This is a genomic window from Roseateles sp. GW821-FHT03B02, assembly GCF_059421025.1.
Genome location: NZ_JBWKUV010000005.1, coordinates 23,411 through 50,373 on the forward strand (window position 1 = coordinate 23,411; position 26,963 = coordinate 50,373).

General features: G+C 69.9%; 23 protein-coding genes. 14 read left to right on the plus strand and 9 right to left on the minus strand.

Going from position 1 to position 26,963, the window contains the following annotated elements; genetic code table 11:
- Window positions 1–19: 19 nt before the first annotated feature.
- Window positions 20–895, plus strand: a complete 876-nt coding sequence (locus AC07VX_RS14845) for a putative selenate ABC transporter substrate-binding protein (protein ID WP_493166587.1) — start codon at window positions 20–22, stop codon at window positions 893–895.
- Between the two features lie 5 nt (window positions 896–900).
- Window positions 901–1,482, plus strand: coding sequence for a nitroreductase family protein (locus tag AC07VX_RS14850; protein WP_493166586.1), 582 nt, complete (start codon window positions 901–903; stop codon window positions 1,480–1,482).
- On the opposite strand, the gene AC07VX_RS14855 is transcribed toward AC07VX_RS14850, so the two are convergent.
- A complete protein-coding gene (locus AC07VX_RS14855; RefSeq protein ID WP_493166585.1) occupies window positions 1,460–2,977 on the minus strand; it encodes a peroxidase family protein in 1,518 nt (505 codons plus the stop codon). The genes AC07VX_RS14850 and AC07VX_RS14855 overlap by 23 nt on opposite strands.
- 206 nt (window positions 2,978–3,183) lie before the next feature.
- On the opposite strand from AC07VX_RS14855, the gene AC07VX_RS14860 reads away from it, so the two are divergent.
- From AC07VX_RS14860 to AC07VX_RS14885, 6 genes are all read left to right on the plus strand, one after another.
- Complete coding sequence (locus AC07VX_RS14860) at window positions 3,184–3,486, plus strand: urease subunit gamma (protein WP_493166584.1); 303 nt, start codon at window positions 3,184–3,186, stop codon at window positions 3,484–3,486.
- A gap of 3 nt (window positions 3,487–3,489) precedes the next feature.
- Window positions 3,490–3,651, plus strand: coding sequence for a hypothetical protein (locus AC07VX_RS14865; RefSeq protein ID WP_493166583.1), 162 nt, complete (start codon window positions 3,490–3,492; stop codon window positions 3,649–3,651).
- Complete coding sequence (locus AC07VX_RS14870) at window positions 3,651–3,956, plus strand: urease subunit beta (protein WP_493166615.1); 306 nt, start codon at window positions 3,651–3,653, stop codon at window positions 3,954–3,956. Before AC07VX_RS14865 ends, AC07VX_RS14870 begins: the two co-directional genes overlap by 1 nt.
- Window positions 3,953–5,671, plus strand: coding sequence for an urease subunit alpha (gene ureC, locus AC07VX_RS14875; protein ID WP_493166582.1), 1,719 nt, complete (start codon window positions 3,953–3,955; stop codon window positions 5,669–5,671). The genes AC07VX_RS14870 and ureC overlap by 4 nt, the downstream gene beginning before the upstream one ends.
- A gap of 361 nt (window positions 5,672–6,032) precedes the next feature.
- Window positions 6,033–7,892 (plus strand): M3 family oligoendopeptidase, encoded by a 1,860-nt coding sequence (locus AC07VX_RS14880; protein WP_493166581.1) that lies wholly within the window; start codon window positions 6,033–6,035, stop codon window positions 7,890–7,892.
- 227 nt (window positions 7,893–8,119) lie between these two features.
- Window positions 8,120–9,439, plus strand: coding sequence for an oligogalacturonate lyase family protein (locus tag AC07VX_RS14885; protein ID WP_493166580.1), 1,320 nt, complete (start codon window positions 8,120–8,122; stop codon window positions 9,437–9,439).
- Window positions 9,440–9,757: 318 nt separating this feature from the next.
- On the opposite strand, the gene AC07VX_RS14890 is transcribed toward AC07VX_RS14885, so the two are convergent.
- Window positions 9,758–12,724 (minus strand): TonB-dependent receptor, encoded by a 2,967-nt coding sequence (locus AC07VX_RS14890; protein WP_493166579.1) that lies wholly within the window; start codon window positions 12,722–12,724, stop codon window positions 9,758–9,760.
- Between the two features lie 373 nt (window positions 12,725–13,097).
- Here AC07VX_RS14890 and AC07VX_RS14895 point away from each other — a divergent pair, with 373 nt between their 5' ends.
- Together AC07VX_RS14895 and AC07VX_RS14900 are read left to right on the plus strand one after the other, a co-directional pair.
- The gene (locus AC07VX_RS14895) at window positions 13,098–14,318 is read left to right on the plus strand and encodes a CaiB/BaiF CoA transferase family protein (protein ID WP_493166578.1); all 1,221 of its coding nucleotides are present in this window, start codon (window positions 13,098–13,100) and stop codon (window positions 14,316–14,318) included.
- Between the two features lie 89 nt (window positions 14,319–14,407).
- Complete coding sequence (locus AC07VX_RS14900; RefSeq protein WP_493166577.1) at window positions 14,408–14,749, plus strand: YciI family protein; 342 nt, start codon at window positions 14,408–14,410, stop codon at window positions 14,747–14,749.
- A gap of 34 nt (window positions 14,750–14,783) precedes the next feature.
- Here the strand turns inward: AC07VX_RS14900 and AC07VX_RS14905 are convergent, their stop codons facing one another.
- Genes AC07VX_RS14905 through AC07VX_RS14920 form a run of 4 tightly spaced genes read right to left on the minus strand, consistent with a single transcriptional unit; the run spans window position 14,784 to window position 18,893 of the window.
- On the minus strand, window positions 14,784–15,797 hold the full coding sequence (locus AC07VX_RS14905; protein ID WP_493166576.1) for an FAD:protein FMN transferase: 1,014 nt from the start codon (window positions 15,795–15,797) through the stop codon (window positions 14,784–14,786).
- Window positions 15,778–17,976, minus strand: coding sequence for a PepSY domain-containing protein (locus AC07VX_RS14910; RefSeq protein ID WP_493166575.1), 2,199 nt, complete (start codon window positions 17,974–17,976; stop codon window positions 15,778–15,780). The genes AC07VX_RS14905 and AC07VX_RS14910 overlap by 20 nt, the downstream gene beginning before the upstream one ends.
- A gap of 2 nt (window positions 17,977–17,978) precedes the next feature.
- Window positions 17,979–18,455: a DUF2271 domain-containing protein gene (locus AC07VX_RS14915; protein WP_493166574.1), complete on the minus strand. Its 477-nt coding sequence runs from the start codon at window positions 18,453–18,455 to the stop codon at window positions 17,979–17,981.
- Between the two features lie 30 nt (window positions 18,456–18,485).
- A complete protein-coding gene (locus AC07VX_RS14920; protein ID WP_493166573.1) occupies window positions 18,486–18,893 on the minus strand; it encodes a PepSY domain-containing protein in 408 nt (135 codons plus the stop codon).
- 464 nt (window positions 18,894–19,357) lie between these two features.
- Here AC07VX_RS14920 and AC07VX_RS14925 point away from each other — a divergent pair, with 464 nt between their 5' ends.
- A complete protein-coding gene (locus AC07VX_RS14925) occupies window positions 19,358–19,633 on the plus strand; it encodes a hypothetical protein (protein ID WP_493166572.1) in 276 nt (91 codons plus the stop codon).
- Window positions 19,634–19,636: 3 nt separating this feature from the next.
- Here the strand turns inward: AC07VX_RS14925 and AC07VX_RS14930 are convergent, their stop codons facing one another.
- Genes AC07VX_RS14930 through AC07VX_RS14940 form a run of 3 tightly spaced genes read right to left on the minus strand, consistent with a single transcriptional unit; the run spans window position 19,637 to window position 23,589 of the window.
- Complete coding sequence (locus tag AC07VX_RS14930) at window positions 19,637–20,281, minus strand: general secretion pathway protein GspB (RefSeq protein WP_493166571.1); 645 nt, start codon at window positions 20,279–20,281, stop codon at window positions 19,637–19,639.
- Window positions 20,282–20,287: 6 nt separating this feature from the next.
- Window positions 20,288–21,964 (minus strand): ExeA family protein, encoded by a 1,677-nt coding sequence (locus AC07VX_RS14935; RefSeq protein WP_493166570.1) that lies wholly within the window; start codon window positions 21,962–21,964, stop codon window positions 20,288–20,290.
- Between the two features lie 35 nt (window positions 21,965–21,999).
- Window positions 22,000–23,589 (minus strand): oleate hydratase, encoded by a 1,590-nt coding sequence (locus tag AC07VX_RS14940; RefSeq protein WP_493166569.1) that lies wholly within the window; start codon window positions 23,587–23,589, stop codon window positions 22,000–22,002.
- A gap of 191 nt (window positions 23,590–23,780) precedes the next feature.
- Here AC07VX_RS14940 and AC07VX_RS14945 point away from each other — a divergent pair, with 191 nt between their 5' ends.
- From AC07VX_RS14945 to AC07VX_RS14955, 3 genes are all read left to right on the plus strand, one after another.
- Window positions 23,781–24,299 (plus strand): DUF4405 domain-containing protein, encoded by a 519-nt coding sequence (locus AC07VX_RS14945; RefSeq protein ID WP_493166568.1) that lies wholly within the window; start codon window positions 23,781–23,783, stop codon window positions 24,297–24,299.
- A gap of 91 nt (window positions 24,300–24,390) precedes the next feature.
- Window positions 24,391–25,398 carry a tetratricopeptide repeat protein gene (locus AC07VX_RS14950; RefSeq protein ID WP_493166567.1) on the plus strand — a complete coding sequence of 336 codons (1,008 nt, stop codon included), beginning with the start codon at window positions 24,391–24,393 and terminating at the stop codon, window positions 25,396–25,398.
- 11 nt (window positions 25,399–25,409) lie between these two features.
- Complete coding sequence (locus tag AC07VX_RS14955; RefSeq protein WP_493166566.1) at window positions 25,410–26,963, plus strand: tetratricopeptide repeat protein; 1,554 nt, start codon at window positions 25,410–25,412, stop codon at window positions 26,961–26,963.

Below are 26,963 nucleotides of genomic sequence, written 5' to 3' on the forward strand. Positions count from 1 at the left end.
AACCCCAAGGAGAATTTCCATGAATCTGACTCGTGTCGTCGCCGGTCTGGCGCGCGGTGTGGTGATTTCGCTGGCGCTCGCGGGCGCCACAGCCCAGGCCCAGGCCCAGCAGGTGCTGCGCGTGACCGCCATCCCCGACGAGTCTCCCACCGAGCTCGCGCGCAAGTTCGCGCCGCTGGGCCAGTACCTGGAGAGCAAGCTCGGCATGAAGGTCGAGTGGACGCCGGTGACCGACTACGCCGCTGCGGTGGAGACGGTGGTCAACAAGAAGATCGACCTCGCCTGGTTCGGTGGCTTCACTTTCGTGCAGGCCAGCGTGCGTTCGGGCGGCAAGGTCGTGCCGCTGGTGCAGCGCGAGGAGGACGAGAAGTTCCGCTCCGTCTTCATCACCGACGCCAGGAGCGGCATCGCCAGGCTGGAAGACCTCAAAGGCAAGACCCTGTCCTTCGGCTCGCAGAGCAGCACCTCGGGCCACCTGATGCCACGCAGCTTCCTGCTGGCCGCCAGGATCAATCCCGACGTGGACCTCAAGCGCGTGGCCTTCAGCGGCGCGCACGACGCGACCATCGCCGCCGTCGCCAGCGGCAAGGTGGATGCCGGTGCACTGAACATCTCGGTGTGGGAGAAGTTCGTCGCCGAGAAGAAGGTGGACCCGGCCCAGGTCAAGGTGTTCTACACGACGCCGCCTTACTTCGACTACAACTGGTCGGTGCATGCCGACATGCCGCAGGCCTTGCAGGACAAGATCAGGGCTGCCTTCCTGGCGCTGGATCCGAACACCCCGCAAGGCAAGGAGATTCTTGGCCTGCAGCGCGCGACCCGGTTCATTCCGAGCAAGCCCGAGAACTACGCCGGCATCAAGGCTGCGGCCGAGAACGCGGGCCTGCTGAAGTGAACACGATGCCGGCTGCGCTCGACGCGCTGCTGACGCGCTATTCGGTCGGCCCCAAGCACCTCGTCGAGCCGGGGCCGAACGATGAGCAGCTTGCGCTGATGGCCCAGGCTGCGCTGCGCGCCCCCGACCACGCCGAGTTGGTGCCTTACCGGTTCAAGCTGGTGCGTGGCGCCGCAAAACAGGGCATGTCCGCCCTGTTTGCCGACGCGGCCCGGGCGGCGGGCAAGGGTGAGGAGGGCGCCGCACTGGACGCCGAACGGGCCTTGAAGCCGCCGGTCACGGTCGCCGTCGTTGCGCGCATCGATCTCGGCCACCCGCAGGTGCCGTCGCACGAGCAATGGGCGGCCGTGGGCGGGGCTGTTGCCAACTTCCTGTCGGCGGCCCATGCCCTGGGCTTCGGCGGCAAGATGCTCAGCGGGGCCAAGGTGCGCAACCCCGCCATCGCGGCAGCCTTCTGCGACCCCGGAGAGACGCTGGTGGGCTGGATCGCGCTGGGCACCCCCACGCGCCGCCCGGCCGGACCGGCGCGCAAGCTGTCAGCGGCCGACGTGCTGATTGAATGGCCTACACCAGCCCGGCGAACCTGAGCACTGCCCAGAAGCTGATGTCCGCGCCGATCATGGGCGTCCAGTTCCTGGCTGCGGGGTCATTGCGGAAGCTGCGCTGATCGCTGTCGACAATGCCGTTGAAGACTTCCATCAGGATGCGCCCGCCCACGGGGCCGAGCCTGGAGACGGAGCAGGGGCCGCTCATGAAATCGTCGTCCTTCAGATTGCGCTTGCCCTGCGCGCGCCAGTAGGCCAACGCGGGCTGTTGCGCCTCGGCCAGGATGTAGAACCACAGCGGCGTGTCGGTGAGGAAGCGTGGGTCCGCGGACGCAATGCTCTGGAAGGTGAAGCTGCCGTCCTCGTTCTTGGCGCGCACCATCAGCTCGTCCGCACCCAGCGGCTTCTCCTTCAGCTCGGTTGCGAACGCCTGGCCGGTGGCAATCGCATAGCTGTCCAGATTGCCGCGCCTGAGGTTCAGGGCCGCGAGCGAGCGGCGTTCCGTGTCAACACCTGGAGGCAGGGCCGCCAGCGGGTCCACCAGGGAAGGATCGATCTTGTAAGCCCATTGCAGGCGCACCGCGGGGTCGTTCTCGACCGGTGCGGGGCCGTTGCTGGCGGGGACGACGAAGCTGGGCGTGAAGAAGCGCCCCCAATGGTCGATGACGTGGCTGCCCGGCAGCGGCTGGAAGCCGACGAGACTGTCGTCGTTGACGTCGGTGCCGTCGAAGATGAGCTTCTTGGTGACGGTGTTGAGGCGGTAGCCGCGCCGGACCATCGAATGCCCGAAGCGGTAGGCCGCGCCGACAAATTCAATGGGCAGGTTCTTGCGCATCGCCAGCGTGTCGACGTAGAGGGCGTAGGCCTTGCTGCCCATGGCGGCGTGGCGCTGCGTGAAGAAGTCGTAGGTGAGCGTGTTGACGATGCGCAGCAGGTAATCCTCCAGCACGACGCGCTGATAGGTCCAGGTGACCTCCCGGCGGGCGCGCTCGAAGACGTCCCTGCCGTCGACGCCCTGCTGCCTGAGCCTGAGCACCACGGCGTTGTGGAACTTGATCATCGCCAGCTGGATCTGGCAGACGATGGAGTTCTCGTCGTTGCGCTTGTCGCCGACGATGGCGCGACCGTTGAGAGGCTGGCGCGCCAGGTCGGTGCCGCGCGGGTCGATCAGCAGCGTCGCGCCGTCGGCGGCGTACATGTAGGGCTGATCCTGCGGTCCGGCGCCGTAGACGCAGTCCAGGTCGAGCGCCGGGCTGCGCAGGTTGGAGGCGGCGTCCTTGGGCGCGGCGAAAGAAGAGGTCGTGTCCAGCGTCAGGTCGTGGTCGACGAACTGGCCGAAGTAGGTGTAGCCGGCCGGCACGGCCAGGTTCTCCTCGGCGTCGGCGCCGTCGTTGAGCGCGTCGTCCGGCATGATCATCAGCGCGGCCAGCGCCTGCAGGCTCGCGTCGGTGAACGATGTGGGATTCTTGGGCAGCAGGCGGACGAAGTCGCGCTCGCGGCCTTCGAGCTGGCCGTGGCCGTTGTTGGGAGGTGGCATGGCGGTCTCCTGAAGAAGAGGCCGCATGCTGGACCTCCGTTTCCTGCGCAGAATCCACAGACTTGCGGAAGCCAGGCCTCTGGCACGCTTCAAGCTAGGGGTCAGGTAGCACCCATTGCCCTGAAGCTGTCGTGAAGCCAACATGGAGCTGACGCACCGCTCGAGGCGAACATGACAACCGAGCTGACCCACAAGCAAAGCGAGATATGGAACTGACGCCCCGTGAGAAGGACAAGCTGCTGCTGTTCACTGCAGCCTTGCTTGCAGAGCGCCGCCGCGCGCGCGGGCTGAAGCTCAACTACCCCGAGGCCGTGGCCTTCATCAGCGCCGCCATCCTCGAAGGCGCCCGCGACGGCAGGACGGTGGCCCAGCTGATGAGCGAAGGCCGCGAGATCCTGACCCGGGCCGACGTCATGGACGGCGTGCCTGAGATGATTCCGGAGATCCAGGTCGAAGCCACTTTCCCCGACGGCACCAAGCTCGTCACGGTCCATCAACCGATTGCCTGAACCATGCGCGCACTTGCCTTTTTTCTGATCGCGGCCCCTGCACTTGCCCACGACGGCCATGGCCCCGTCGGCCCGCACGTCCATGGCTGGGATGGCATCGGCACCCTGGCGCTGGTGGCCGCGGCCGGCGTCGCGGTCTGGTGGTTTGCCAAGGGGCGCAAGTGATGATCCCCGGCGAGCTGATCACGGCCGAGGGCGATCATGAACTCAACCCGGGCCGGCGCACGCTGACCCTCAAGGTCGCCAATGCCGGCACGCGGCCCATCCAGGTCGGCTCCCACTACCACTTCGCCGAGACCAATGCGGCGCTCGCCTTCGACCGCGAGGCCGCCCGCGGCATGCGCCTGAACATTTGCAGCGGCACGGCCGTGCGCTTCGAGCCAGGGCAGACGCGCACCGTCGAGCTCGTCGAGCTGGCCGGCGACCGCACGGTCTGGGGCTTCCGCGGTCTGGTTCAAGGCAAGCTATGAGGATCAGCCGCCGTGCCTATGCCGAGATGCTCGGCCCCACCGTCGGCGACCGGCTGCGCCTGGCCGACACCGCCCTCGTCATCGAGATCGAGCAGGACCTGACGCTGCGTTCGGGCGGCTACGGCGAGGAGGTCAAGTTCGGCGGCGGCAAGACCGTGCGCGACGGCATGGGCCAGTCCCAGCGGCCCAACGGTCCGGATGCGACGGACGCAGTCGACACCGTCATCACCAACGTCGTCATCGTCGACCACTGGGGCATCGTCAAGGCCGACATCGGCCTGCGCGGCTGCCGCATCGCCGCCATCGGCAAGGCCGGCAACCCCGACGTGCAGCCCGGCGTGGACATCGTCATCGGTCCCGGCACCGAAATCATCGCGGGCGAGGGCTTCATCGTGACACCCGGCGCCATCGACACCCACATCCACTTCATTTGCCCGCAGCAGATCGAAGAGGCGCTGATGAGCGGCGTGACGACCATGATCGGCGGCGGCACCGGCCCCGCCACCGGCACGCTGGCCACCACCTGCACGCCCGGCCCGCACCACATCGCCACGATGCTGAAGGCCGCCGAGGCCTTCCCGATGAACCTGGGCTTCATGGGCAAGGGCAATGCGTCGCGGCCCGCGGCGCTGATGCAGCAGATCGACGCTGGCGCCATCGGCCTGAAGCTGCACGAGGACTGGGGCACCACGCCCGCAGCCATCGACAACTGCCTGAACGTGGCCGAGCTGACCGACACCCAGGTCGCCATCCACACCGACACGCTCAACGAGTCGGGCTTCGTCGAAGACACGATTGCCGCCTTCAAGGGCCGCACCATCCACAGCTTCCACACCGAAGGCGCGGGCGGCGGCCATGCGCCGGACATCATGAAGGTGGTGGGCGAAGCCAACGTGCTGCCCAGCTCCACCAACCCTACGCGGCCGTTCACCGTCAACACGCTGGACGAGCACCTGGACATGCTGATGGTCTGTCACCACCTGGACGCCGGCATCGCCGAGGACCTGGCCTTCGCCGAGAGCCGCATCCGCCGCGAGACCATCGCGGCCGAAGACATCCTGCACGATCTCGGCGCCATCAGCATGTTCTCGTCCGACTCGCAGGCCATGGGCCGTGTGGGCGAGGTGAGCCTGCGTTGCTGGCAGACGGCGCACAAGATGAAGGTGCAGCGCGGGGCGCTGCCTGGCGACGGTGCCGGCAACGACAACGCCCGCGTGAAGCGCTACCTGGCCAAGCTCGCCATCAACCCCGCGCTGGCGCACGGCATCGGCCATGAGGTGGGCAGCATCGAGGTCGGCAAGTGGGCCGACCTGGTGCTGTGGAAGCCCGCCTTTTTCGGCGTGAAGCCGTCGCTGATCCTGAAGGGGGGCTTCATCGCCGCCGCCGCGATGGGCGACGCCAACGCCTCCATCCCGACGCCGCAGCCGGTGCACTACCGGCCGATGTTCGGCGCCTTAGGCGGCGCGCTGTCGCAAGGCTCGCTGACCTTCGTCAGCCAGTCCGGCCAGGCGCATGCCGAGAAGCTGGGCCTGGCCAAGACGCTGGTGCCGGTGAGGGGCTGTCGGTCGGTGAAGAAGGCCGACATGCTGCTCAACAACTACCTGCCTACGATGGAGATCGACGCGCAGACCTACGAGGTGAGGGCGGACGGCGTGCTGCTGACCTGCGAGCCGGCGAAGGAATTGCCGATGGCGCAGAGGTATTTCTTGTTCTGAACGCGCTCCGCGCCGATGTGTATTGAGTAGGTTTGGTGAACATCGCGAACCCCAACGCTCGTGCCAATGAGGCTTCGTCAGCAATACAGGCCCCCGTCAAGCTCGGACGCGGCTAGCACGGGGAGTCTTTCCAGAGCCGAAATCGACATCGTGTGTGCTGGCTAGCGCATCAGTTGATGCGGCCGGTCAGTTTGACTGGAGTGAAGCAAGGTAGGCCCTGAAGGGGAAGTTTTGGGGCCGCGGTCTCACCTCACCATTTGAGTTTTGACGTCTGGCATCCGGGTTTTCCTACCATCACTTCGGTCAACCGTGGCAGGCGCCTTGACACTCGGGAAATCCTTCTATTCCGACACCGCCGCCCATGAAGCGTCTCCTTCACCCTCGCGCCCCCGCGCTCTGCCTCGGCTTCGCCCTCGCCCTCGCCGGCCCCACCCTCCACGCCGAGCCCCTGCCCACCACCTGGAACCTCAGCCCCTTCTACGCCACCGCCGCCGACTGGGACACCGCCCGCAAGACCCTGCTCGCCGACCTGCCCAAGCTGGCCGCGCTGAAGGGCACCCTGGGCAAGAGCGCCAAGAGCCTGCGCGCCGGCCTGGACGCGATCAGCGCGGCCAACCGGCGCTACGACCGGCTACGCGTCTACGCCAGCATGACGCAGAGCACCGACAACCGCGACGCCAAGAACCAGGAGCGCAGCAACCTGGCCGGCCAGCTCGGCGGTGAGTACAACAGCGCTCTGGCCTGGGTGGAGCCCGAGATCCAGTCCCTGGGAGAGGCCAAGGTGGCCGCCTTCCTGAAGGCCGAGCCGGGGCTGAAGAAGCATGCCGAACACCTGCGCAACAGCCTGCGCCAGGCCCGGCACACGCTGAGCGCTGAGACCGAGGCCGCCATCGCGGCGCTGGCGCCAGTGCGCAGCGCTACGGGCGATGCGCGCACGCTGCTGTTCAACGCCAACACCCAGTGGCCCACACTCACCGTGGATGGCAAGGCCGAGCGCGTGGACGACACCAAATACGGCCTGCTGCGCCAGCACCCCGACCGTGCCGTGCGCAAGCAGACCTTCGACGCCTTCTTCGGCGCCATCGGCCAGTATGAAGACACCTACGGCGTGACGCTGGGCAATGTGGTGCAGGACGACACCACCATGGCCAAGCTGCGCAAGCACCCCAGCGCCGTGGCCATGAGCCTGGGCGCCGAGGAGATCCCGGAGGCCGTCTACCGCACGCTGGTGGCTGAGGTGCACAAAGGCCTGCCCACGCTGCACCGCTACTTCAAGCTGCGCCAGAAGATGCTGGGCCTGCCGGACCTGCACTACTACGACATCTACCCGGCCCTGGTCACGCAGAAGAAGACCTACAGCCTGGACGAGGCCGCCGCGCTGACGCTAGCCGCCACCCAGCCCCTGGGCGCGGACTACCAGGCCCTGTTGAAGACCACTTTCCAGGCCAACACCATGCACGCGCTGCCGGCGCCGGGCAAGAGCGGGGGCGCCTACCAGGACGGCGTCTACGACACACCGCCCTTCGTCTTCCTGAACCACCAGGGCGACTTCGAATCCGTCAGCACCTTCGCCCACGAGTGGGGCCACGCCATGCACACGGCGATGGCCAACCGCGCCCAGCCCTACGAGACGGCCAACTACTCCCTCTTCGTGGCCGAGATTGCCTCCACCGCCAACGAGGTGCTGCTGAGCCACCACATGCAGGGCCGGGCCGCCAGCAAGGAGGAGAAGCTCTACCAGCTCGGCTACGCGCTGGAGCGGCTGCGCGCCACCTTCTTCCGCCAGGCCATGTTCGGCGAGTTCGAGCTGAATACCCACGACGCGGCGGCCAAGGGCGAGGCGCTGAACGGCAAGCGCTTCACCGAGATCTACTGCCAGCTGCTGAAGGACTATCACGGCGACGCAGTCGGCGTGATGAAGATCGACCCGCTGTACTGCCAGGAGTGGGCCTTCATCCCGCACTTCTACCGGCCGTTCTACGTCTACCAGTACGCCACGTCGGTCACTGCGGCGCTGCACTTTGCCGAGGACATCCTGGCCACCAAGCCCGGCGCGCGCGACAACTACCTGAAGCTGCTCGCCAGCGGCGGCTCGGTGCCGCCCTACGAGGCGCTGAAAAAGGCCGGTCTGGACATGGCCAGCCCGGCGCCCTACCAGGCCGTCGTCAAGCGCATGGACAGCCTGATGGACGAGATGGAGGCGCTGCTGGCCGCCAAGTGAGCGGTGGAAGCCCGCGGGTGTGGGTTGCAGTTCGTTCGGGCAGTCCGCGGGCTAGAGGGTGCTGCGCTGGTCCACGAGGTTGACGATGCCCGGCGCGTAGTCCTGCTGCGACTGGTTCAGGCCAGCGCTCATCCTGTTGAGCGATCGGTGGGGCAGGCGCTGGCGGGGGGCCTGGCTTCCTAAGATCCCTGCCGTTGTCAGCGCCAAGCGCGCCCGCCGGGAACCCCATGCCACGCCGCCATCGCCCCACGTTCTCCAGCCCCACGGCCACGGTGCTGAATCGCAGCGCCGCCGCGATGCTGCTGGCTTTCTCCACAATGCTCGGCGCCGCTGACGTGCCGGCCGCGCCCGCCGAGCCGGCGAGCTGGACGGACGCCACCACCGGGCGGCGCATCGTGCGGGTGGACGACACGCCGGGCAACTACGCCCTCTACTTCAACTACCCGCCGTTCACGCCTCAGGGCGATCTGATGATCTACCTGACGCCCGAGGGCATCCGCGTGGCGGATACGCGCAGCTGGCAGACCCGGCTGGTGCTGAAGGCCCAGGTGGACCGGCTTCTGTTCACAGGCCCGCGCTCGCGGCTGGCTTACTACACGACGCGGGACGCGGCGGTGGAGGAGGACGGGCCGTTCACGGTGTGGTCGGTGGACCTGGACAGCGGCAGGACGCGCCGCATCGCCGACCTGCCGGGCGGCCGCATCCAGACCATCAATGCCGACGAGACCCTGCTGGCCGGCGCCTACGAGGTGGAGCCCCCGCCGCCAGACATCGCGCGCCAGGGCCGGCGCGACCCGGCCACCGGTTCACCTGCATACGCGGGCGTGGACAAGGATGGCCGCCCGCTGACTTTCGCCCAGGCCAAAGGCCAGTGGATGGCAGCGCGACTGGCGGCACGGGTGCCGATGGCCATGTATGCCGTGGACCTGCGCAGCGGCGAGCGCCGCACCATCCATCGCGCCACTGACTGGCTCAACCACCTGCAGTTCTCGCCCGCCGACCCGACGCTGCTGCTGTTCTGCCACGAAGGCCCCTGGCACGAGGTGGACCGCATCTGGAGCATCCGCACGGATGGCAGCCAGCTCACCAAGGTGCACACGCGGACCATGGCTGGCGAGATCGCGGGGCATGAGTTCTGGGATTCAGACGGGCAGACGGTCTGGTACGACCTACAGATGCCGCGTGGCAGCACCACGTGGCTCGCCGGGCGCAACCTCGTGACGGGCGCGCAGCTGCGCTACGAGGTGCAGCGCGACCAGGCGTCTTACCACTTCTCCCAGTCGCCCGACCGGCAGTGGTTCTCGGGCGATGGCGGCAACGCGGGCAAGTGGATCAGCCTGTTCAAGCCGGTGCTGCGCGAGCAGCCCGTGCCCGGCCTCATCACGCCCGGCCGGCTGGAGAGCATCCGCGTGGCCGACCTTTCCAGGCACGACTACACGCTGGAGCCCAACCAGCACTTCACGCCCGACGGCAGGTGGCTGGTGTACCGCGCCAATGTGGAAGGCAAGCCGGCAATCTACGCGGTGGAGTTGCCAGCCGCGCGCTAAAGGGTGAGTTGGGCCGCGGCCTTGGTTGCACGCGGGAGAGTGCGCCGGCCTGACGCTTCGTTGCAGTCGGTGTACGTCTGAAACCAAGTGGTGGCAACGCCGGGAGGTTCAGGCGCGCAATGGCGCAGGTAACGGAGGAGGGCTGCGTAGCAGCCCGGGGAACACGGAGCAATTGCGTGCCTGGGCCTCCCGGTGCCATCCATAACTCCGCACCGCAAGCCATCGCAGTCACATGCTGGCGAATTGCCGCGTGGCGAGCCAGGCTTCCGGGCGTGTTCTGTTCAGACCGGCGTCGCGTGACGCCGGCCTTTCACGCGATCAGAACTTGTAGGACATGCCCAGGCCGAACGTGCGCCCGAAGTGCGCGTACAGCAGCGTGTCGTCGCGCTGCGAGTCGCGGCCGTAGCGCAGCGGCTGGTCGGTGAGGTTGGCGGCCTCGAAAGTGACCTTCAGCTTGGGCGTGATGTTGTACGAGGCCGAGAAGTCGACGTTGGTGGACGCGTTCACGAACGTGTAGTCGTGGCCGTTCACGTCGCCCAGCACGGCGTACAGGTACTTGGAGCGGTAGGCCGCCGAGATGCGGGCGCTGAACTGGCTGTCCTCGTAGTAGAGCGTCAGGTTGCGCGCATCCGGCGACATGCCCACCAGGTTGGCGTCCATCGACAGCTGGGGCAGCGTCGGCGTGGCCGTGCGGGTGATGTAGTTGATGGTGGACTTCACGTGCGTGATGTTCGCCAGCAGGCCGAAGTTGCTCCAGATGCCCGGCAGGAAGCTGAAGGGCGCCTGCAGGTTGAGCTCGTAGCCCGTCAGTGGGCCGCCCGGCGTGTTGGCCGCGCGACTCACCGTCACGATGGACGAGGGCAGCGTCGGGCAGGCCGGCGTGCTGCCGGTGATGGAGCAGGTGCCGCCGCCGGTGAGCAGGCTGTCGGGCAGGCCCAGCGTGTTGTAGGCCACGCGCTCGCTGACGCGCTGGATGTAGGTGTCGATCTTCTTGTGGAAGACGCCCAGCGACAGCATGGAGTTCTTGGCGTAGTACCACTCGGCCTGCAGGTCGTAGGTCTTGGCGCGCACGGGGTCGAGCTGCGGGTTGCCGATGCTCACCGTCTGTGCGTTGGGATTGACGGCGGCCGACGGCGCCAGGTCCACATACTCGGGGCGCGACAGCGTCTTGCCGGCCGAGAAGCGCAGCAGCACGTCGCGGGGCAGCTGGGCGGTCAGGTTGAGCGAGGGCAGGTAGTCGCGGTAGCTCTTCTCGAAGCTCACCGGCACCAGCGTGCCGCCGGCGTTCACCAGTGCCGAGGCGGTGGCCTTGGTGTCGGCCGCGCGCGCGCCTGCGTTGCCGCGCAGCGGGATGCCGCCCACGTCCAGGTTGAACTCGGCGGACACATAGGCCGCGTTGATCTGTTCCTTGACGTTGCGGTTGGACTGGGCGAGCGTCTGCAGTTGCGAACCCGGCACGGCGGCGCAGTTGCACTCGATGTCCCAGACCTGGCGGAACTTGTCCAGGTCCACGGCGATCCACTGGCTGGGGTAGCCCGAGCCTTCCAGGCCTTTGCCGAAGTTGCTGATCATGCGCGACACGCTCGCCATCGTGAAGCCGGCCGGGTTGGCCAGGCCATTGGGTGCGCCGGAGCTGATCTCGTAGTTGTCCCAGATGTTGTTGCGCGCCGAGAAGCCGCCCTTGAGCGTGAGGTGGTCGTTGACGTCCCAGGTCGCGCCCAGCGCATTCGTCTTCAGCGTGTTGCCGGTGTTCAGGCGGCGACCCACGAACTGGCCGTGCACGGTGCCGTCGGCGTCGGTGGGGGCGAAGCTGAAGTTGGCCGGGTTGGACACGTCGATGCCGAAGTTCAGCACCGGCACGTTGCGGTTCTGGCGGAAGTCGAACGAGAAGCCCTGCACGTTGGGCGAGTCGAACTGCACCGTGGTGCGCTGGGGCGAGTTCAGCCGGCTGGCCGAGATGCCGGTCATGGCCTCCAGCTTGACGGTGTCGGTCAGCTTGTGGGTGGCGCTCAGCACGTGCTGGCGGAAGTTGGTGTTGTTGACGTCCAGCAGGCCCTCGGAGCGCACGTCCACGCCGTTGAACTTGCCGTACTCCCAGCTACCGTTGCTGTTGAAGGAGGTCTCCAGGATGGAGGTCTGCGGCTTGCCGTTGGCGGCGGCCAGCGTGCGGCCGAAGGAGATGGCCGAGATGTAGTTGTCGTAGCGGTTGTTGTTGAACTTGCCAGCCAGCAGGTCGAGGTTGACCTCGGTGGCTTCCGAGGGCTTCCACTGCACCGCGCCGGTCAGGCCCAGGCGCTCGTACTCGGCGACCGAGCGGCGGTAGCGCGGGATGCGTGGGTGGAAGGCGCCGCTGCCTGCGGCCGGGCTGGCCACGGTGCCGCCGTAGTTGTCAGTGCGGCCGAACACGTCTTGGTAGGCCGTGAGGCTCGAGGTGCGGGGCAGGTTGGTGCCGCAGTTAGCGGCGCTCACGCCGCGCACGGCGTCGTTGCCGGGGCTTTGCGGCGAGTAGCCCAGCGGCGAGCAGAAGCCGCCGTCGGCATTGGCGCTGAGCAGCTCCACGGCCTCGTAGCCCTCCTCGGTGGCGCTGCGCTTGGAGTAGGCGCCGGAGACGAGGATGCCAACCTTGCCGATGCCGGCATCGGCCGTCGTCGTGAACAGCGCGGTCACGCGCGGCGAGGGCTTGCGCGCCAGCGTGTTGTAGCTCTGCTGCAGGCCGAAGGTCAGCGTCTGGGTCTTGAAGTCGAAGGGCCGGGCACCGCGCAGGTCCACCGTGGCACCCAGCGAGCCTTCCTCCACGTCGGCCTGCGAGGTCTTGCGCACCTCCAGGCTGTTGAACAGCTCGGCGGCGAACACCGAGAAGTCGAAGGCGCGGCTGCGGTTGGTGCTGCCGTTGATGTCGGAGGCGCCCGTGGCCGAGATGGCCTCGATGCCGTTGATGCGCACGCGCGTAAAGCCGGCGTTCAGGCCGCGCACGGTGATCTGCTTGCCCTCGCCCCCGTCGCCTCGCGCCAGCGACACGCCGGGCACGCGCTGCAGCGACTCGGCCAGGTTGGCGTCGGGGAACTTGGAGACGTCCTCGGCCTTGATCACGTCGACCAGACCGTCGGCGTTCTTCTTGGTGTTCAGCGCGCTGTTCAGGCTGGCGCGAAAGCCGCTCACGACGACGGCGTCGAGCTTGCTGGTGTCCTCCTGCGCGAGCGCGCCGCCCGCCATCGCGCCGATCGCCAGTGCGACCACGCTCTTGTCCAGATGCCGCCTGCCGGGGGCCCGTTGATGCTTGTTCAATTCAGTCTCCTGTGGCTTTGCGATCGCCCTTGCGGCGTCGGCGCGAATGCTCGTCGTACAACGTGCGCGTCACAATGGACTTTGGGAAACACTCATGCGACTGCGCGTTCGGCCACCCCGTGGCGATCGGGTTGTCCGGACGATGAAGGCCTGCGGAAGCTGGTGCGGCCCTGGCGTTGGCAGTCTTGCCAGAGCGTCGCCGTGCGTCGGGCCTGGGGTTTTTTCTGAGTGGTCGTCGTACAACGGTGGACGCCATTTCGCTGATGGAGGCAGTGGGGCCGGAGCTGCGGTCTACGGGGTCTTCGCCGGGCGCCAAGCCAGCACCTTGTGATGCCGATGGGCGCGGTGCTGGCGGGCTTGGACACTGCCCGGCATGCATGCAGACATTCCTTTCGCGCCGGTCGCCCCCGCTGCGCTCGCCGGCCTCAAGGTCATCGAACTCGGCCAGCTCATCGCCGGCCCCTTCGCCGCCAAGACCCTGGCCGACTTCGGCGCCGATGTCATCAAGATCGAGCCGCCCGGCGCCGGTGATCCGCTGCGCAAGTGGCGGCTGCTGCTGGATGGCACCTCGGTGTGGTGGCAGGTGCAGTCGCGCAACAAGCGCTCGCTGGCGCTGGACCTGCGCACGCCCGAGGGGCAGGACATCGTGCGGCGGCTGGCGGCCGAGGCCGATGTGCTGATCGAGAACTTCCGCCCCGGCGCGATGGAGGGCTGGGGCCTGGGCCCCGACGAACTGCTGGCCGCCAACCCGCGGCTCGTCGTGCTGCGCGTCAGCGGCTACGGGCAGACCGGCCCCTACCGTGACCGGCCGGGCTTCGGCGTCGTGGCCGAGGCCATGGGCGGCATGCGCCACCTGACGGCCGAGCCCGGCCGCGTGCCGGTGCGCGTGGGCGTGAGCATCGGCGACACGCTGGCCGCGCTGCACGGCGTCATCGGCATCCTGCTGGCGCTGCAGCACCGCCACACCACCGGCCAGGGCCAGGTCATCGACGTGGCGCTGTACGAGGCCGTCTTTAACTGCATGGAAAGCCTGCTGCCTGAGTACAGCGCCTTCGGCGTGGTGCGAGAGCCGGCCGGCAGCGCCATGCCGGGCATCGCGCCCACCAATGCCTACCGCTGCGCCGATGGCGGCTATGCGCTGATCGCCGGCAACGGCGACAGCATCTTCCGCCGGCTGATGGCGCTCATCGAGCGCGACGACCTCGGACGCGACCCGGCGCTGGCCGACAACGCCGGCCGCGTGGCCCGTGTGGCCGAGATCGACGCGGCCATCGCCTCCTGGGCCGCACAGCGGTCGGTGGACGAGGTGTTGCGGGCGCTGGACGGCGCCGAGGTGCCGGCCGGGCGGATCTACACGGTGGCCGACATCGCGGCCGACCCGCACTACCGCGCGCGCGGCATGCTGCAGCAGGTGCAACTGCCGGACGGCAGAGCCCTCGACGTGCCCGGCATCTGCCCCAAGCTGTCGGCCACGCCGGGCGGGCACCGCCGCAACGCACCGGCGCTGGGCCAGGACTCGGACGCGGTGCTGAGGGAGCTGGGGCTGACCGATGATCAGATCGCGGCCCTGAGGAGCCGGGGCATCGTCAAATGAGGGGCGCCCCGGCCTTCGGCCCGCAACCGTCGCCGCTGCGCGCCGGCAAGGGTTAAAAACGGCACCGACCTCAAACGAAGGACCGAGCGATGACGAAATACCTGGTCTCCTTTCCCGCAGCGGCGATGGACGTGCCCGCCGAGGAGCTGGCTGCCGTGGGCGAAGCCGCCCGCCAGGTGATCCGCGACGCGAAGGCCGCAGGCGTCTACGTGTTCGGTGGCGGCGTGAACACGGAGGTCGCACCGCTGATGGTCGCCGGGGACGGCGCGGCCACCCACGGCACCTATCCCCAGACGAAGGAGTTCGACGGCGGCTTCTGCGTGCTGGAGCTGCCGTCGCGCGAAGCGGCCGTCCAGTGGGCGGCGAGGATTGCCGCGGCCTGCCGCTGTGCACAGGAGCTCCGCGAATTCGGCTACGACCCCGAGAGCTGACGGGCGGGCCCGGGGCCTTCGCTCGGCGTTGCGATCAGCCGGTAGCGGGAGCCCTCGCGGCGCCGAGGCTGAGCTGACCTGCGGCGGCGCCGAATCGGCCCAGCCCCAGTTCCGTCAGCCCGTCGGCATCGCGCAGCAGGAACAGCACGTCCATGCCGCGGCGCTGCGCCATGGCCAGGCCTTTGCCGGGGCCGGCCACCAGCAGAGCGGTGGCCCAGGCGTCGGCGAGCATGCAGCTGGCGGCCAGCACGGTGACCGATGCAACGGCGTTGTTCACGGGCGCGCAGCGCGCCGGATCCATGGTGTGCGCAAGCCGGGTGCCGCCCATGTTCACGAAGTGCCGGTAGTCGCCCGAGGTGGCCACGGCCAGGTCTTGCAGCTCGATGACGCCCAGCACGGCCCGCCGCCCGGCCTCGGGGCGCTCGAGCGCCACGGCCCAGGGACTGCCGCTGGCCTGGGCGCCCACGGCGTACAGCTCGCCGTCGAGCGCCGCCAGCGCATGCCGCACGCCGTGGCGTTGCAGCACCTCGGCCATGCGGTCGACCGCGTAGCCCTTGGCGATACCGCACAGGTCCAGCTGAAAGCCCGCACGCTTGCGGGCGCGGCCGCCGGGCCGGTCCAGCTCCAGGCATGCCTGCGCATCGACGAGGCCGGCCTGGCGCGCTGCGCGGATGGCCTGTGCATCCGGCATGTCGCGCGCGGCACCGAAGCCCCAGGCATTGACGAGCGTGCCGACGCAGGGATTGAATGCGCCGTCGCTGAGACGGTGGACGTCGAGCGCGCCGTCCACCACCGCGAGCATCTCGGTGGGCAGCTCCACCCAGTCGCCGACTGGTGCGCGGTTCAGGCGCATCAGGGCGCTGCCGGGCTTCCAGGGCGACATCTGCTCGTCCACCTGTTCGACCGCCGCGGCAAGCGCCCGCTGCAGGGCGCCGAGGTCGAGGCCGGCGTCGGCATCGAGGGTGGCCGACCAGCGTGTGCCCATGGCCGGGCCGTGCAGCGTGGTGCGCCGGCAGCCCGCGGCGAGTTCAGAAGATGTCTTCGGCATAGCGCTGCCCCGTCTTCAACGCCGCCACGCTCAGCCGTAGCGGCGCCAGCAGTTCGTCCAGTGCCTGCGCCACGCCGTGCGCCATCACACGGCTGCCGCAGACGCGCACGATGGCGCCCTGTGCCACCAGCTCGCGCACGCGCCCGGCGTCCCGGCGCAGCGCGTCCTGCACATAGCCGCCGCCATCGAGCACGCGCGAGAAGGCCGTCTGCAGGCTGGCCAGCCGCCCCTCGTCGAGCCAGCGCCGGATTTCGGGGCCGAAATAGAAGTCCCGCGCCGAATCGCGCCCGCCGAAGTAGAGGTGCATGGGCCGGTGCCGGTCGTTGCGGCGGATGAAGCCGGCCAGAGGGGCCACGCCGGTGCCCGCGCCGATCAGCAGCACGGGCCGCCTGCCTCGCGGAAGGGCGAAGCCCGGGTTGGGTCGGATGAAGGCGGTGATGCCGTCGCCGGCCTGCAGGCCCAGCAGATGCGTGGAGCACAGGCCGCCCGGCATCTGGCGCACACAGATCTCCAGGAATCCGTCCTCCGAGCCCGATGCCAGTGAGTAGTAGCGCGGCACCGCCGAGCCCGGCGGCAGGATGCCGACGAGATCACCTGCCGCGAATTTCGCCAGGCGTTGGCCCGCAGTCTGGCCCTGCGCCGCCCAGGCAAAGCGCAGGATCGCCGTGGGCTGCCCGGTGGCGCTGCGGTAGTCCTGGCGCGCCGTCAGCGTGAGCGTCGCGGTGGGGGGCAGGCGCGGCACATGTTCGAGCACGAGGGGCTCGCCCAGCGCCTGCGCCAGCTCAGCGCCCCAGCGCGCGAACTGCTGGCCCGATTGCTGGTGGATGCATTCGAGCGGCAGCAGGGCCGGCCAGCCGCGTTCGCGCAGCATCCGGTCCAGCGCCACGGCGAAGGCGCAGAAGGCGGGGAACTGCCGGTCACCGAAGCCGAGCACGGTCACCGGCACGCTGCCGGCAGCCAGCCCGGCGATGCGCGCCAGCGCGCGGCCGGCATGGGCCGGTGCCTGGCCTTCGCCGTAGGTGGCGGCGAGCACGAACACCTGCCGGGTGGCGGGCGTGGTCTGAAAATCCTCCAGCGCGCCGGTGTGGACGCGGTGGCCGCCCCGTGCGAGCGCGTCCTGCAGCGTCTGCGCGAAGCCCCAGGTGCTGCCGCCTTCGCTGGCTACAAAGATCAGAATGTCGGCCTGCGCCAGCGGGACGCTGCCGGTGACGCGCGGGGACTGGCGGCGCGCCTGCCACCAGATGACGGCGCCCGACAGCCAGAACAGCAGCACGCTCGCGCCCACGATGCCGAGCACCACGGCCCAGGGCCAGGCCGTCTCGCCGGTGTGCAGCACCTTGGCCCAGTCGGTCACGCGCTGGGCCAGGCTGGCGTCCTGCCAGGCCAGCAGCCGGCCCGAGTAGCGGTCTATCCAGCCCTGGCCCCGGGTGGTGACGACCTTCCAGGTGTCCTGTGGGTCGGCGGCGTCGGGCAGGCTGAGCTTGCGCAGCTCGCGCACGCTGAGGTCCTGCAGCGCGACTAGGCGGGCGCCGGGCAGGGCCGGCCCGCCGTTGGCCACCGACAGCACGTCGGGCTCGGCCTGCGGTGCCAGCGTCAGCAGCCCCAGCGTGGAGGCGCTCATCGTCAGGGCCGTCAGCGACGTCAGGCACAGCACGGCCAGCACCACGCGGCCGGCGACCACATGGATGCGCTGTGCCAGAGAGCCTCTTACCCGCCCCGCCAGCTGCCGCCAGCCGCCCATGCGGCGAAGCAGCAGCACCAGGGCGGAGGCGCACAGCAGCCCCATCGCCAGCGCGATGCCCGCGGCGCCCCAGCGCCCGGCATCGCCCAGCAACAGCGAGCGGTGCAGGTTCTTGACCCAGCGCGGCAGCGCCGAGGGCTGCCAGGCGCCCAGCAGGCGGCCGTCGACGGGGTCCACATAGGCCGCCTGCGGCTGGTCGCCGGCGAAGCCGAACACCACGATGGCGCCCGAGGGCAGGCGGCGGATCTCCTGTGCGTCCGGGGCGTTGCGCGACACCCGTTCCACCAGCGCGGCCACGGGCAGGTCGCCCGGCGCAGTGGGGGCCTGCCAGGCCTGCCGGACCGGGTCGACCGCCAGCACGGCGCCGGTGATGCCCAGCACGACGGCCAGGGTGCCGGCCGTCAGCCCCAGCCAGCGGTGGATAGCCTTCCAGCCCATGCCTATCTGAACTGGAAGCTCACCGACTGGATGTACTGCCTGCCGGCCTGCGGCTTGCCCGCGTTGGCGGCGGACAGCGGCACGCGGACTTCCGAGGGGCTGTCCCGCATGTCTTCCGCGGCGGCGTCGATGCGGATCTCGTAGCCCGCGTCGATCAGCGCATCCGCCAGTTCGGCCGTGACCTTGAGCGTGCGCCCGGCCCCCACGCTGGCGCCCGTCACGCCGTCCAGGCGCCGGGCGTCACCCGCCGAGAGGCGGTTCCAGTCGGACAGATGCCGGTAGTACTTGGCCTTGCCGCCAGCCACCCACAGCGTGCGTACATAGCCACCCTTGGCATCGGTCAGGTAGGCCGCCAGATAGGCGCCGTCGCCGCCGTAGTCCTTGAGCTGGGCGGTCAGCGTGAGCGAGCGGCCGTGCGCCAGGGCGGGCAGCGCCAGCGCGCAGGCGCTCGCCAGCAAGGTCATAAGAGGTTTGGACAAGGCGATGCTCCTTCTTCAATTGGGGTGTGGTCACTCGAATCGGCCGCGCGGCGCGGCGTCAGGCGCCGGCGGTCCCGATGGCGCGGAGGCGCTGCCGGGCGGCGGGCGCTGCCGCCCGGGCCCGTCGTGGGCCCGCTCGCGTGCGCGCAGGCGCTCGTGGTCCCCTGGCCGCATCTTCAGAACCTTCAGCGTCTCCGGGTCCACCTTGGCCTTGAAGGCGCGGCCCTGGGCGTCGGTGCCGCGGATCTCGTAGCAGCCGTCGTCGATCCTCAGGCGCTGGATCTGCCAGCCATTGGCCAGCGCCATCTGGCGCACGGCCTCGCGCGTCTGCCAGCGATTCAGCGGCGCCTCGCAGTCGTCGTCGGCCCAGGAGGCGGCGGCGCACAGGCACAGGGTCAGGGCCGCCATGCCATGCCGTGCAAGGGTGTGATGTCTCATGGCAGATCTCCTTGGAAGCCGCGGGCGGAAGGTGCGGGCATAGGGCAGGCGAGCCGTCTCGCTGGAAATCATTCTGGGACCGCCACCTTATGGGCGGGTTAAGCGGCGCGCCCTTCATTTGCTCTGCATCAAGCGTGCGAGACGCGCCAGGGCGGGCTGGACCGGGATGGTCCGTCAGCGCGGCGCTGGCTGGCGCCTTCGGGCGATGGCGCTCATGCGCCCGAACGGAAGACTCTCGCCTGCGTCCGCCAGGCGACCTCGCGGCTCCGCGACATCAATGTCGTCCTGTCCGAGGGCTGTGTGATCGTGCCACCGGGCCACTGCGTGGCGGCGGCATCCGAGGGCGAGCCCAGGCAACTGGGCGCGATGGGCGTGCATGCGGTGCGGCCGGACCTGCTCGGCATCACCTCCACTACTCCGCGCGTGAACGGCGTTGGCACGAACACCGACTTCACCCGCCGTCCGTGCTCGTCTACGAACCGCAACCCAAGGGCGGCTACGACCTGGTCGCGGTCGAGAACATCGTGTGCGCCCAGGCCTGGCACGCGGCCGGCAACCTGAAGCGGCCCGAGTTCCATGGCAACCAGTACTACATGGTCATCGACAACCCGCCGACGCCCATCGACGTGGCGCGCGGCTTAGAGCCCCACTACGAGCTGCGCATCTGGCTGTACGGCGAGAACCCCGCGGGCATGTTCATGCCCTTCAACACGCGGGTGCGCTGCCCCGCCGAGCACTGAGCCCTACACCGGCTGGCGGTAGCGCTGCCCCTTGAAGCGCAGCACCAGCTCGCGCGGGCGGATCTGCTCCAGCACGAGGTCGGCGCCCAGGCTGGCGCCTTCGCGCACCACATCGCCGTTGATCATCACGAAGCGGCCGGCCGGGTCCTCCGAATAGACCGAGCCGCTGATCGCCAGCCGGGGCAGGTCGCGGCGCAGGCTCTCTGGCAGCTCGGCGAACCGCGGGATGGCTGCTTCGGTGGTCGGCGCCGGCGTGGCGACGACACGGGGCGCGGGCGCCGTGGCCACCACGGCCGGTGGTGGGGCCGGCGGCAGATAGGGCGAGCCTGAGGCCGGCGGCTGCGGCGCCGGTACGGCAGTGGCCGGCAACGCTGCCACCGGCGCGTTGACGACCGCGACCGGCGCAGCGGCTGCAGGCTGGGGCGGCGGCGTGGCGGCGTCCTGTGCGCCGCTCGCCCACCAGCTGCCGGCCCCGACGCCGGCGAGCAGCAGCAGGCCGCCGCCGGCCCAGGGCAGCCAGCGGCGCCGGCCCGCGGCAGGTGCGGGCTTGCCGCCGGACTGGGCCTGGGTGTGCAGGCCCGGCACCTGGCCCCGCTCGCGTTCGCGGTCGGCTTCGGCACGGCGCAGGGCGTCGAGGATGTAGGACATGTCGTTTCAGTGTTCAGCGTGTGCCGCGTCGAGTCGCGGCTCAGCCACGCCGGTGGCCCGGTTGATCTGCATCAGCGTGATGGGGCCGATGCGGCCGTCCGGCTGCAGCCCCTGGCTGGCCTGGAAGGACTGGACCTGGCGTGTCAGATCGGCAGGGCTTGGCGGGGTGGCGGTGGGCGCGCTGGCCGACGCGGCGATGCCCGGGATGACGGCCAGCTGGGCCGCGAGCCAGGCACGCAGCGGACCGCCGTCGTCAGTCCGGCGGGCGTAGCCCGGCGGCACGCGCCACAAGGTCGTGAACTCGCCGCGCCAAGCGCTGGCCAGTTCAGGAAGCGCGACGCGGCGAGGCTTGCCGTCGACCAGCAGCGTGGCCTGCTGCCCTTGCAGCCCCGCGAGCGCGGCCAGGGCCGGTGGCTGGCCCGGGCGCTGCAGCGTCAGCAGCACCGGACGATCGATCAGCCGGATCAGCGACAGGCTGCCGCTGGTGCTGCGGTGGCACTGGAGACCATGCTGAGCGGCGGTGCTGCAGGGCTCGGCCTGCGGCGGCAGCGGCAGGCCCCAGGCCTTGGCCAGCGCGGCCCAGGCGTCGCTGTCCCGCGGCGTCCAGTCGGCCAGCCGCAGCGGCTCGACGGCGGGCTCGGCGCTGCTGGCGGCCGAGGCGGGGGCCGAGGCGGCCTTCGCGGCCGCTGCTGCGGCCGAGGCAGCGCTGGCGGCCGCCGCCATGCCCTCCACCCTGGCCATCTGGATGCGCCCGGCCATCGTGGCCTGTTGCGATCGCCAGACCAGCCACCCGCTCACGACGGCGGCGGCCAGCACGGCCGCGCCGATGCCAGCTGGCCTCAGCCCGCGCCCGGGCCGCGGCGCAGCGGGCTGCTCGCCGAACACCTCGGTAGCGGCCTGGCGCACGATGGCCGGCGTGATCTGCGCCTGGCCGCTGGCGTAGCCGCCCAGCAGCGCACGGTCGCACAGCAGGTTGATGCGGCGCGGCACGCCGCGGGTGAGCTGGTGGATCAGGCGCAGCGCAGCGCCGTCGAAGGGCAGGGCGCCGGTGAGGCCGGCCACGTTCAGGCGGTGGCGGATGTACTGCGCCGTCTCGGGCTCGGACAGCGCGCCGAGATGAAAGCGTGCGATGACGCGCTGCGCCAGCTGCTCCAGCTCCGGCAGGGCCAGCATGCCGCGCAGCTCGGGCTGGCCGATCAGCACCACCTGCAGCAGCTTGCGCTCGGCAGTCTCCAGGTTGGTCAGCAGGCGCAGCTGCTCCAGCACGTCGGCCGAGAGGTTCTGGGCCTCGTCGATGATCAGCACGTTGTTGCGACCCGCTGCGTGCTGCGCCAGCAGGAAGGCGTTAAGCGGGTCGACGTAGTCCTTGACGGTCTGCGCGCCGGCCGGAACCTGCACATGGAACTCGTCGCAGATGGCCTGCAGCAGCTCGGTGACGGTGAGCTTGGGGTTGAAGATGTAGGCGACGTTGCAGCTCGCCGGGATCTGCTCCAGGAAGCAGCGGCAGACGGTGGTCTTGCCGGCGCCGATCTCGCCGGTCAGCAGCACGAAGCCGCCGCCGCCGTCGAGCCCGTACAGCAGGTGGGCCAGCGCCTCGCGATGGCGCTCGCTCATGAACAGGTAATGCGGGTCCGGCGCGATCGAGAAAGGCGCTTGTCTCAAGCCGAAGAAGGGCGCGTACATGGGGCGGCAGGATAACCATCCCGCCGCGCCCACCTTCAGCTGAACGCCGCCGCCAGCGCCTCCAGCCCGACCTTCGGGTCATGCAGCCCCTGGTAGATCGGTGGAATGTTCTTGTCCACGCCAAACAACCGGTACACCGCGTGCATGGCGCAGTGCACCGAGTACTCCACCGTGTAGACCGTGTCGTCCGGCAGTTCCACGTGCTGGCCCAGGAAGGCAAAGTTGACCGCGCCGGCGGGCAGCACCTGTGGGCGGTCGGCCGGCTTGCGAGGCGCGAACATCGCGGAGCCGTAGGGCAGCATCACGGGTGTCACGTCGGTGCCGGCCAGGGCCGTGTCGCGGATGTCGGCGAAACCCAGGTGCTGCAGCAGCTCGTCCAGGATCTCGCGGCCGCTGCAGCGGGCCATGGGCTTGGGCACGAAGTTGCCCGGCGCGTCGACGAAGAGGCCGTAGCCCCAGGCAGTGAAGGTGTCTGCTGGCATGCCGGGGAAGTGGGGCTGGTGGGGCACGACGAGGGACATCAGCCAGTTGGAGTCCACCAGCGTCATCAGCGCGCCGGTGCCGGGCGGGTTGCCGCTGAATTCGGCGATGCGGTCCAGCAGCGTGCGGCCGTGCATGGTGAGGGTGAACGACTCCCACTTGTTGTCATCCACATTGAAGAAGGTGTGCGGGCGACCGAAGTCGTCGGCCTTGAGGGCCAGCGTCTCCCACAGCGACCAGGCGCCATCGCGGCGGTCGCGCACGAGGTCGGGCGCCTCGCTGTTGCTGCCATAGGTGGCATCGGCGGTGATGGAGCCCAGCGTCACGAAGCAGGCGTCGCCCGGGGCGAGGTCGAGGGTGTGGGCGCCCTGGGCCGTCTGCACGTGCAGCCCGGTGGCGCGGCGGTGGGCGGGGTCGCGCTGGTCGAAGTCGATGTCGGTCACGCGGTGGCCGAAGCGCACTTCCACCCCCTGGGCCAGCAGCCAGCGCTGCAGCGGCACGGCGATGGAGTCGTACTGGTTGTATGGCGTGCGGCGCACGCCGGCCAGCGTGTGCATGCGCGGGAATTCTTGCAAGAAGCGAAGGAAGTAGCGGCGCAGCTCGATGGCGCTGTGCCAGTCCTGGAAGGCGAAGGTGGTGCGCCACATCTGCCAGAAGTTGCTCTGGAAGAAGTGCGGCGAGAAGAGTTCGTCGATGCGCCGCGCGCCGAGCAGGCTCTCGGGCGTGGCGAGCAGGCGGGTGAGCTCGGCACGGTCATGGCCGTTGAGTCCATAGTGCTTCGCATCCAGGATGCGCGGGCCCTGGCCGATGAGGCGGGCGCGGGCCTCGGTGTGCACCTGGGCGTTGAAGGCGGCGATCTCCTGCCGCACGCTCAGGCCCGGCTTCTCCAGCGAGGGGATGCCGTCCAGCAGGTTCCACAGGCACTGGTAGACCTCCTCGCACAGCATGCGCCCGCCGCGGGTGACGTAGCCGGGCTGGGTGGGCGATGCGCTGCCGTCCAGACAGCCGCCGGCGATGCCGAGTTCTTCGAGGATGTGGATGCGGTGGCCGGGCATGCCGGCGTCGCGGATGAGGAAGGTGGCCGCGGCCATGGAGGCGATGCCGCCGCCGACGAGCCAGACGTCGGCGTTCTTGGGGTCAAGCATGGGGAGCAGGCGACGCGGGTCGCCGGAAGCAGAACGTGGGAGCACTCTAGGCAGGGGTGGGGGTGTGTCGCCCTGATCCTCGTCAACGTGGCGGCCGATGCGAGAGGGCTCTCTAGGACCGCCGCAGCAACGCGACGTTTACCTGCCTGACCGATGATGACCCGGCCTGCCCACTCTTTTTGATCCGCTCGATGACCACACCTGCCGTTTCCCGCGACTGGGCCACGCCCCTCGTCATGGCCAGCTTCACGCTGATGGCCTGCACCGGCGTGCTGATGTTCTTCCGCTGGCAGTCGCCGCTGCAGAAGGAGATCCACGAATGGCTGGGCTGGGCCCTGGTGGCGGCCGTGCTGGTGCATGTGCTGTCCAACCTGCCGGCGTTCAAGCGGCACTTCAGCGGCCGGCGTCGCGCGGCGGCGCTGCTGTTGGCGGCACTGGCGGTCGTGGCGGGCACCTATTTCGTCCGCCCGGCCGAGGGCAAGGGCCCCTCGGTGTCGGGCATCGCCGTGCAGGCGTTGTCGCGCGCGCCGCTGCGCACGCTGGCCGAGGTCTTCGGCTTGAGCGTGGCCGATGCGCGCCAGGCCCTGGCCGGCGCGGGGCTGGAGCTGGCCGATGACGCCAGCACGCTGAACGCCGCCGCCCAGGGCAGCCGCGAGCGCGTGGGCCAGGGCCTGCGCGCGCTGGCCGCGGTCCAGCCGGCCAGTCGTTGAAAAAACCGGGCCGCCTCGTCGCGGCCGATGAACCTTTTAGCGCAGGAAACCGGCGTATGTCCAGGAACCCTCTTCACGGAGCCTTCCTGCCATGCACTTCTGCGACTTCCTTCGACCCTGCCCACTGCTGCGCGGGCTTGCTGCCGGCCTGAGCCTCGTCTTCCTTCTGTCGCAGCCCACGCGGGCGGCGGATGACCCGCTGGCCGCGCGCTGGCAGGCCTACGTCGAGGCTCGCAACGGCAACCGGCCAGCCGAGGCCCGGGCTCTCCTCGACGAACTGTCGGCCCAGGGCTACCCGAGCGCACTGACCCACCAGGCCCAGGCGCTGCGAACGGGCGCCGCCTGGTACGGCGGCGTCAAGGACTACCCCCGCGCCTTCGCGTTGTTCGAGCGCGCCTGGGCCGCGGGCAAGGCGTCAGGGGCGCATGGCATCGGCTACATGTACTACGAGGGCGAGGGCCGGCCGCAGGACCATGCTCAGGCGCTGGGCTGGTTCCGCAAGGGCGCGGAAGGCGGGCTGGATGCCTCCTACGCCATGCTGGGCCTGATGTCCAAGAACGGGCAGGGGCAGGCGCAGGACTGCGCCGCCGCCGAGCGGCACTACCTCAAGGCCATCGAACTGGGCGGCGACCTGGCCAAATACAACCTGGCCCTCATGTACGACCAGGGCTGCCCGGGCTTCGCGGCCCAGCCGGACAAGGCCCTGCAGTGGATGCGTGACTACGCCAAGGGCGGCGACGAGGACGCCAAGGCCTATGTGGCCAGGCGCGAGCAGGCGGCGCCGGCCTTCAAGGTGCGGCCGCTGGGGCCCAGTCCCGAGCAGCTCCAGCTCTTCAACGGCGCGCTGAGGGCTGCTGCGCAGATGGGCTTCAAGGCCGACGAGATCGACAACGACGGCTGCACCGCCCAGCTGCGCCACAGCTACCAGGGCCGTGCGGTGGGCTTCCGCCTGGAGGTGCCGGTGGCTGGCCGGGTGCGCGGCAACATCCTGGTAGCCGACGACACCATCCGCACCGGCTTCATCCGCCTGTACCGCCAGGAGCTGGCCAAGCAGGTGGGTACCGCCATCGATCTGGACGGCAACATCTCCGGCCGCTGAGGACGCTGCTCATGTCGACGCGCCGCCTGCTGCTCGCCCTGTGCCTGGCCCTGCTGGCAGATGCCTGCCTGGCCCAGACCCGCGCCGAGCGCCTTGGTTACTACCGCCGCGACAGCGACGAGGCCAGCCGCCAGCGCATGTCCCAGCAGTTCCGCGCCGACGCCGAGCGTGCGGCGCGCCGCAACGAGGAGCTGCGCAAAAGCTATCGCAGCAACGGCAGCAGTGGTGGGGGCAGCTCGTCGTCCGGTGACAGCAGCCGGCGCCGCAGCGGCGGCGGCAGCCCACTGCCGAGCCTGGGTGGGGGTGAGGACGGCCCGCAGTCCATCGAGAGCACGCGCACCGAGACCATCCGTGTGCGCGAGACCGAAGCCGAGACTGCACAGCGTCTGCTGCGTGAGGCAGCCCAGGGCCAGCCCGAGGCGATGTGGAACGCCGGCCGGCTGCTGTTCACCGGTGGCTTCGGCGGCGTGCCGCGCGACGATGCGCAAGCCCTGGGCTGGTTCCGCAGGGCCGCCGAGGCCGGCCACCCGCAGGCCGCCACCGCGCTGGGCGAGGCCTGCCTGTTTGGCCACGGCATGGCCCAGGACCCGGCCCAGGCTGTGCGCTGGCTCAAGGCCGGCGCCGAGGGCGGCGTGCCGCGCGCGCAGCTGCAGTACGGCTCGGCGCTGTTGCGCGGTGACGGCGGCCTGCCTGCCGACCGCAGCGCCGCCGCCGGCTGGCTGATGAAGGCCAGCCAGGGCGGCGAGCCGCATGCGCAATGGCTGGTGGGGTCCGAGCTGCGCACAGGCGGCCTGTGGCCCAAGGACCCGGCCCAGGCGCGCCGGCTGCTGCAGCAGGCCGCCGAGCAGGACCAGCCGCTGGCCACGGGCGATGTGGCCGACATGTGGTCCACCGGCGAGGGCGGCCCGCTGGACCTGGCCCAGGCGCGGCGCTGGTGGCTGCGCGCGGCGGAGCAGGGCGATGCGCGGTCCAAGGTCAATGTCGCGCTGATGCTGTTCCGTGGCCAGGGTGGCCCGACGGACGTGGTGAAGGGCGAGGCCTTGCTGCGCGACGCCGCCGCGCGCGACAACGATGTCGGCGCTCAGTACATGCTCGGCGCGCGCTTGTACGAAGGCGAAGGCGCGGGCCTGAAGCAGAACCTGCCGGAGGCGGCCCGCTGGCTGACGGCAGCCGCCGCGCGCGGCCATGCCGACGCGCAGGGGCTGCTGGGCTTCATGACCATCCATCAGGCCGGCGTGCCGCCGGATGCGCCGCGCGCACTGAGCCTGATGCGCGCCGGCGCCCAGGGCGGCTCCATCCTGGCGGCGGACTATCTCGGCGAGACGCTGTTCCTGGGCCTGGGCGGCGTGACCGTGGACATGGCAGAGGCCGCGCGCTGGAACCGTGTCGGCGCCGAGGGCGGCCGCTGGTTCTCGCAGCTGCGTTGGGGCTACCAGCTCAAGCATGGCCTGGGCACACCGGCCAATGGCCGCGAGGCCTATCGCTGGCTGAAGCAGGCGCTGGACAACGGCCTGGAGCAGGCCCGCGAGCACCTGGACCCGGCCTTTGTGGCCGCCAACCGCTGA

Bases quoted from the DNA above. Each gene is read 5' to 3' on its own strand.
- AC07VX_RS14860 (WP_493166584.1), top strand. From the start codon at position 3,184: ATGGAACTGACGCCCCGTGAGAAGGACAAGCTGCTGCTGTTCACTGCA.
- AC07VX_RS14930 (WP_493166571.1), bottom strand. From the start codon at position 20,281: ATGTCCTACATCCTCGACGCCCTGCGCCGTGCCGAAGCCGACCGCGAA.
- AC07VX_RS14955 (WP_493166566.1), top strand. From the start codon at position 25,410: ATGTCGACGCGCCGCCTGCTGCTCGCCCTGTGCCTGGCCCTGCTGGCA.
- AC07VX_RS14920 (WP_493166573.1), bottom strand. From the start codon at position 18,893: ATGAGACATCACACCCTTGCACGGCATGGCATGGCGGCCCTGACCCTG.
- AC07VX_RS14865 (WP_493166583.1), top strand. From the start codon at position 3,490: ATGCGCGCACTTGCCTTTTTTCTGATCGCGGCCCCTGCACTTGCCCAC.
- AC07VX_RS14895 (WP_493166578.1), top strand. From the start codon at position 13,098: ATGCATGCAGACATTCCTTTCGCGCCGGTCGCCCCCGCTGCGCTCGCC.
- AC07VX_RS14905 (WP_493166576.1), bottom strand. From the start codon at position 15,797: ATGCCGAAGACATCTTCTGAACTCGCCGCGGGCTGCCGGCGCACCACG.
- AC07VX_RS14850 (WP_493166586.1), top strand. From the start codon at position 901: ATGCCGGCTGCGCTCGACGCGCTGCTGACGCGCTATTCGGTCGGCCCC.
- ureC (WP_493166582.1), top strand. From the start codon at position 3,953: ATGAGGATCAGCCGCCGTGCCTATGCCGAGATGCTCGGCCCCACCGTC.
- AC07VX_RS14845 (WP_493166587.1), top strand. From the start codon at position 20: ATGAATCTGACTCGTGTCGTCGCCGGTCTGGCGCGCGGTGTGGTGATT.
- AC07VX_RS14950 (WP_493166567.1), top strand. From the start codon at position 24,391: ATGCACTTCTGCGACTTCCTTCGACCCTGCCCACTGCTGCGCGGGCTT.
- AC07VX_RS14910 (WP_493166575.1), bottom strand. From the start codon at position 17,976: ATGGGCTGGAAGGCTATCCACCGCTGGCTGGGGCTGACGGCCGGCACC.
- AC07VX_RS14935 (WP_493166570.1), bottom strand. From the start codon at position 21,964: ATGTACGCGCCCTTCTTCGGCTTGAGACAAGCGCCTTTCTCGATCGCG.
- AC07VX_RS14885 (WP_493166580.1), top strand. From the start codon at position 8,120: ATGCCACGCCGCCATCGCCCCACGTTCTCCAGCCCCACGGCCACGGTG.
- AC07VX_RS14900 (WP_493166577.1), top strand. From the start codon at position 14,408: ATGACGAAATACCTGGTCTCCTTTCCCGCAGCGGCGATGGACGTGCCC.
- AC07VX_RS14880 (WP_493166581.1), top strand. From the start codon at position 6,033: ATGAAGCGTCTCCTTCACCCTCGCGCCCCCGCGCTCTGCCTCGGCTTC.
- AC07VX_RS14870 (WP_493166615.1), top strand. From the start codon at position 3,651: ATGATCCCCGGCGAGCTGATCACGGCCGAGGGCGATCATGAACTCAAC.
- AC07VX_RS14855 (WP_493166585.1), bottom strand. From the start codon at position 2,977: ATGCCACCTCCCAACAACGGCCACGGCCAGCTCGAAGGCCGCGAGCGC.
- AC07VX_RS14945 (WP_493166568.1), top strand. From the start codon at position 23,781: ATGACCACACCTGCCGTTTCCCGCGACTGGGCCACGCCCCTCGTCATG.
- AC07VX_RS14940 (WP_493166569.1), bottom strand. From the start codon at position 23,589: ATGCTTGACCCCAAGAACGCCGACGTCTGGCTCGTCGGCGGCGGCATC.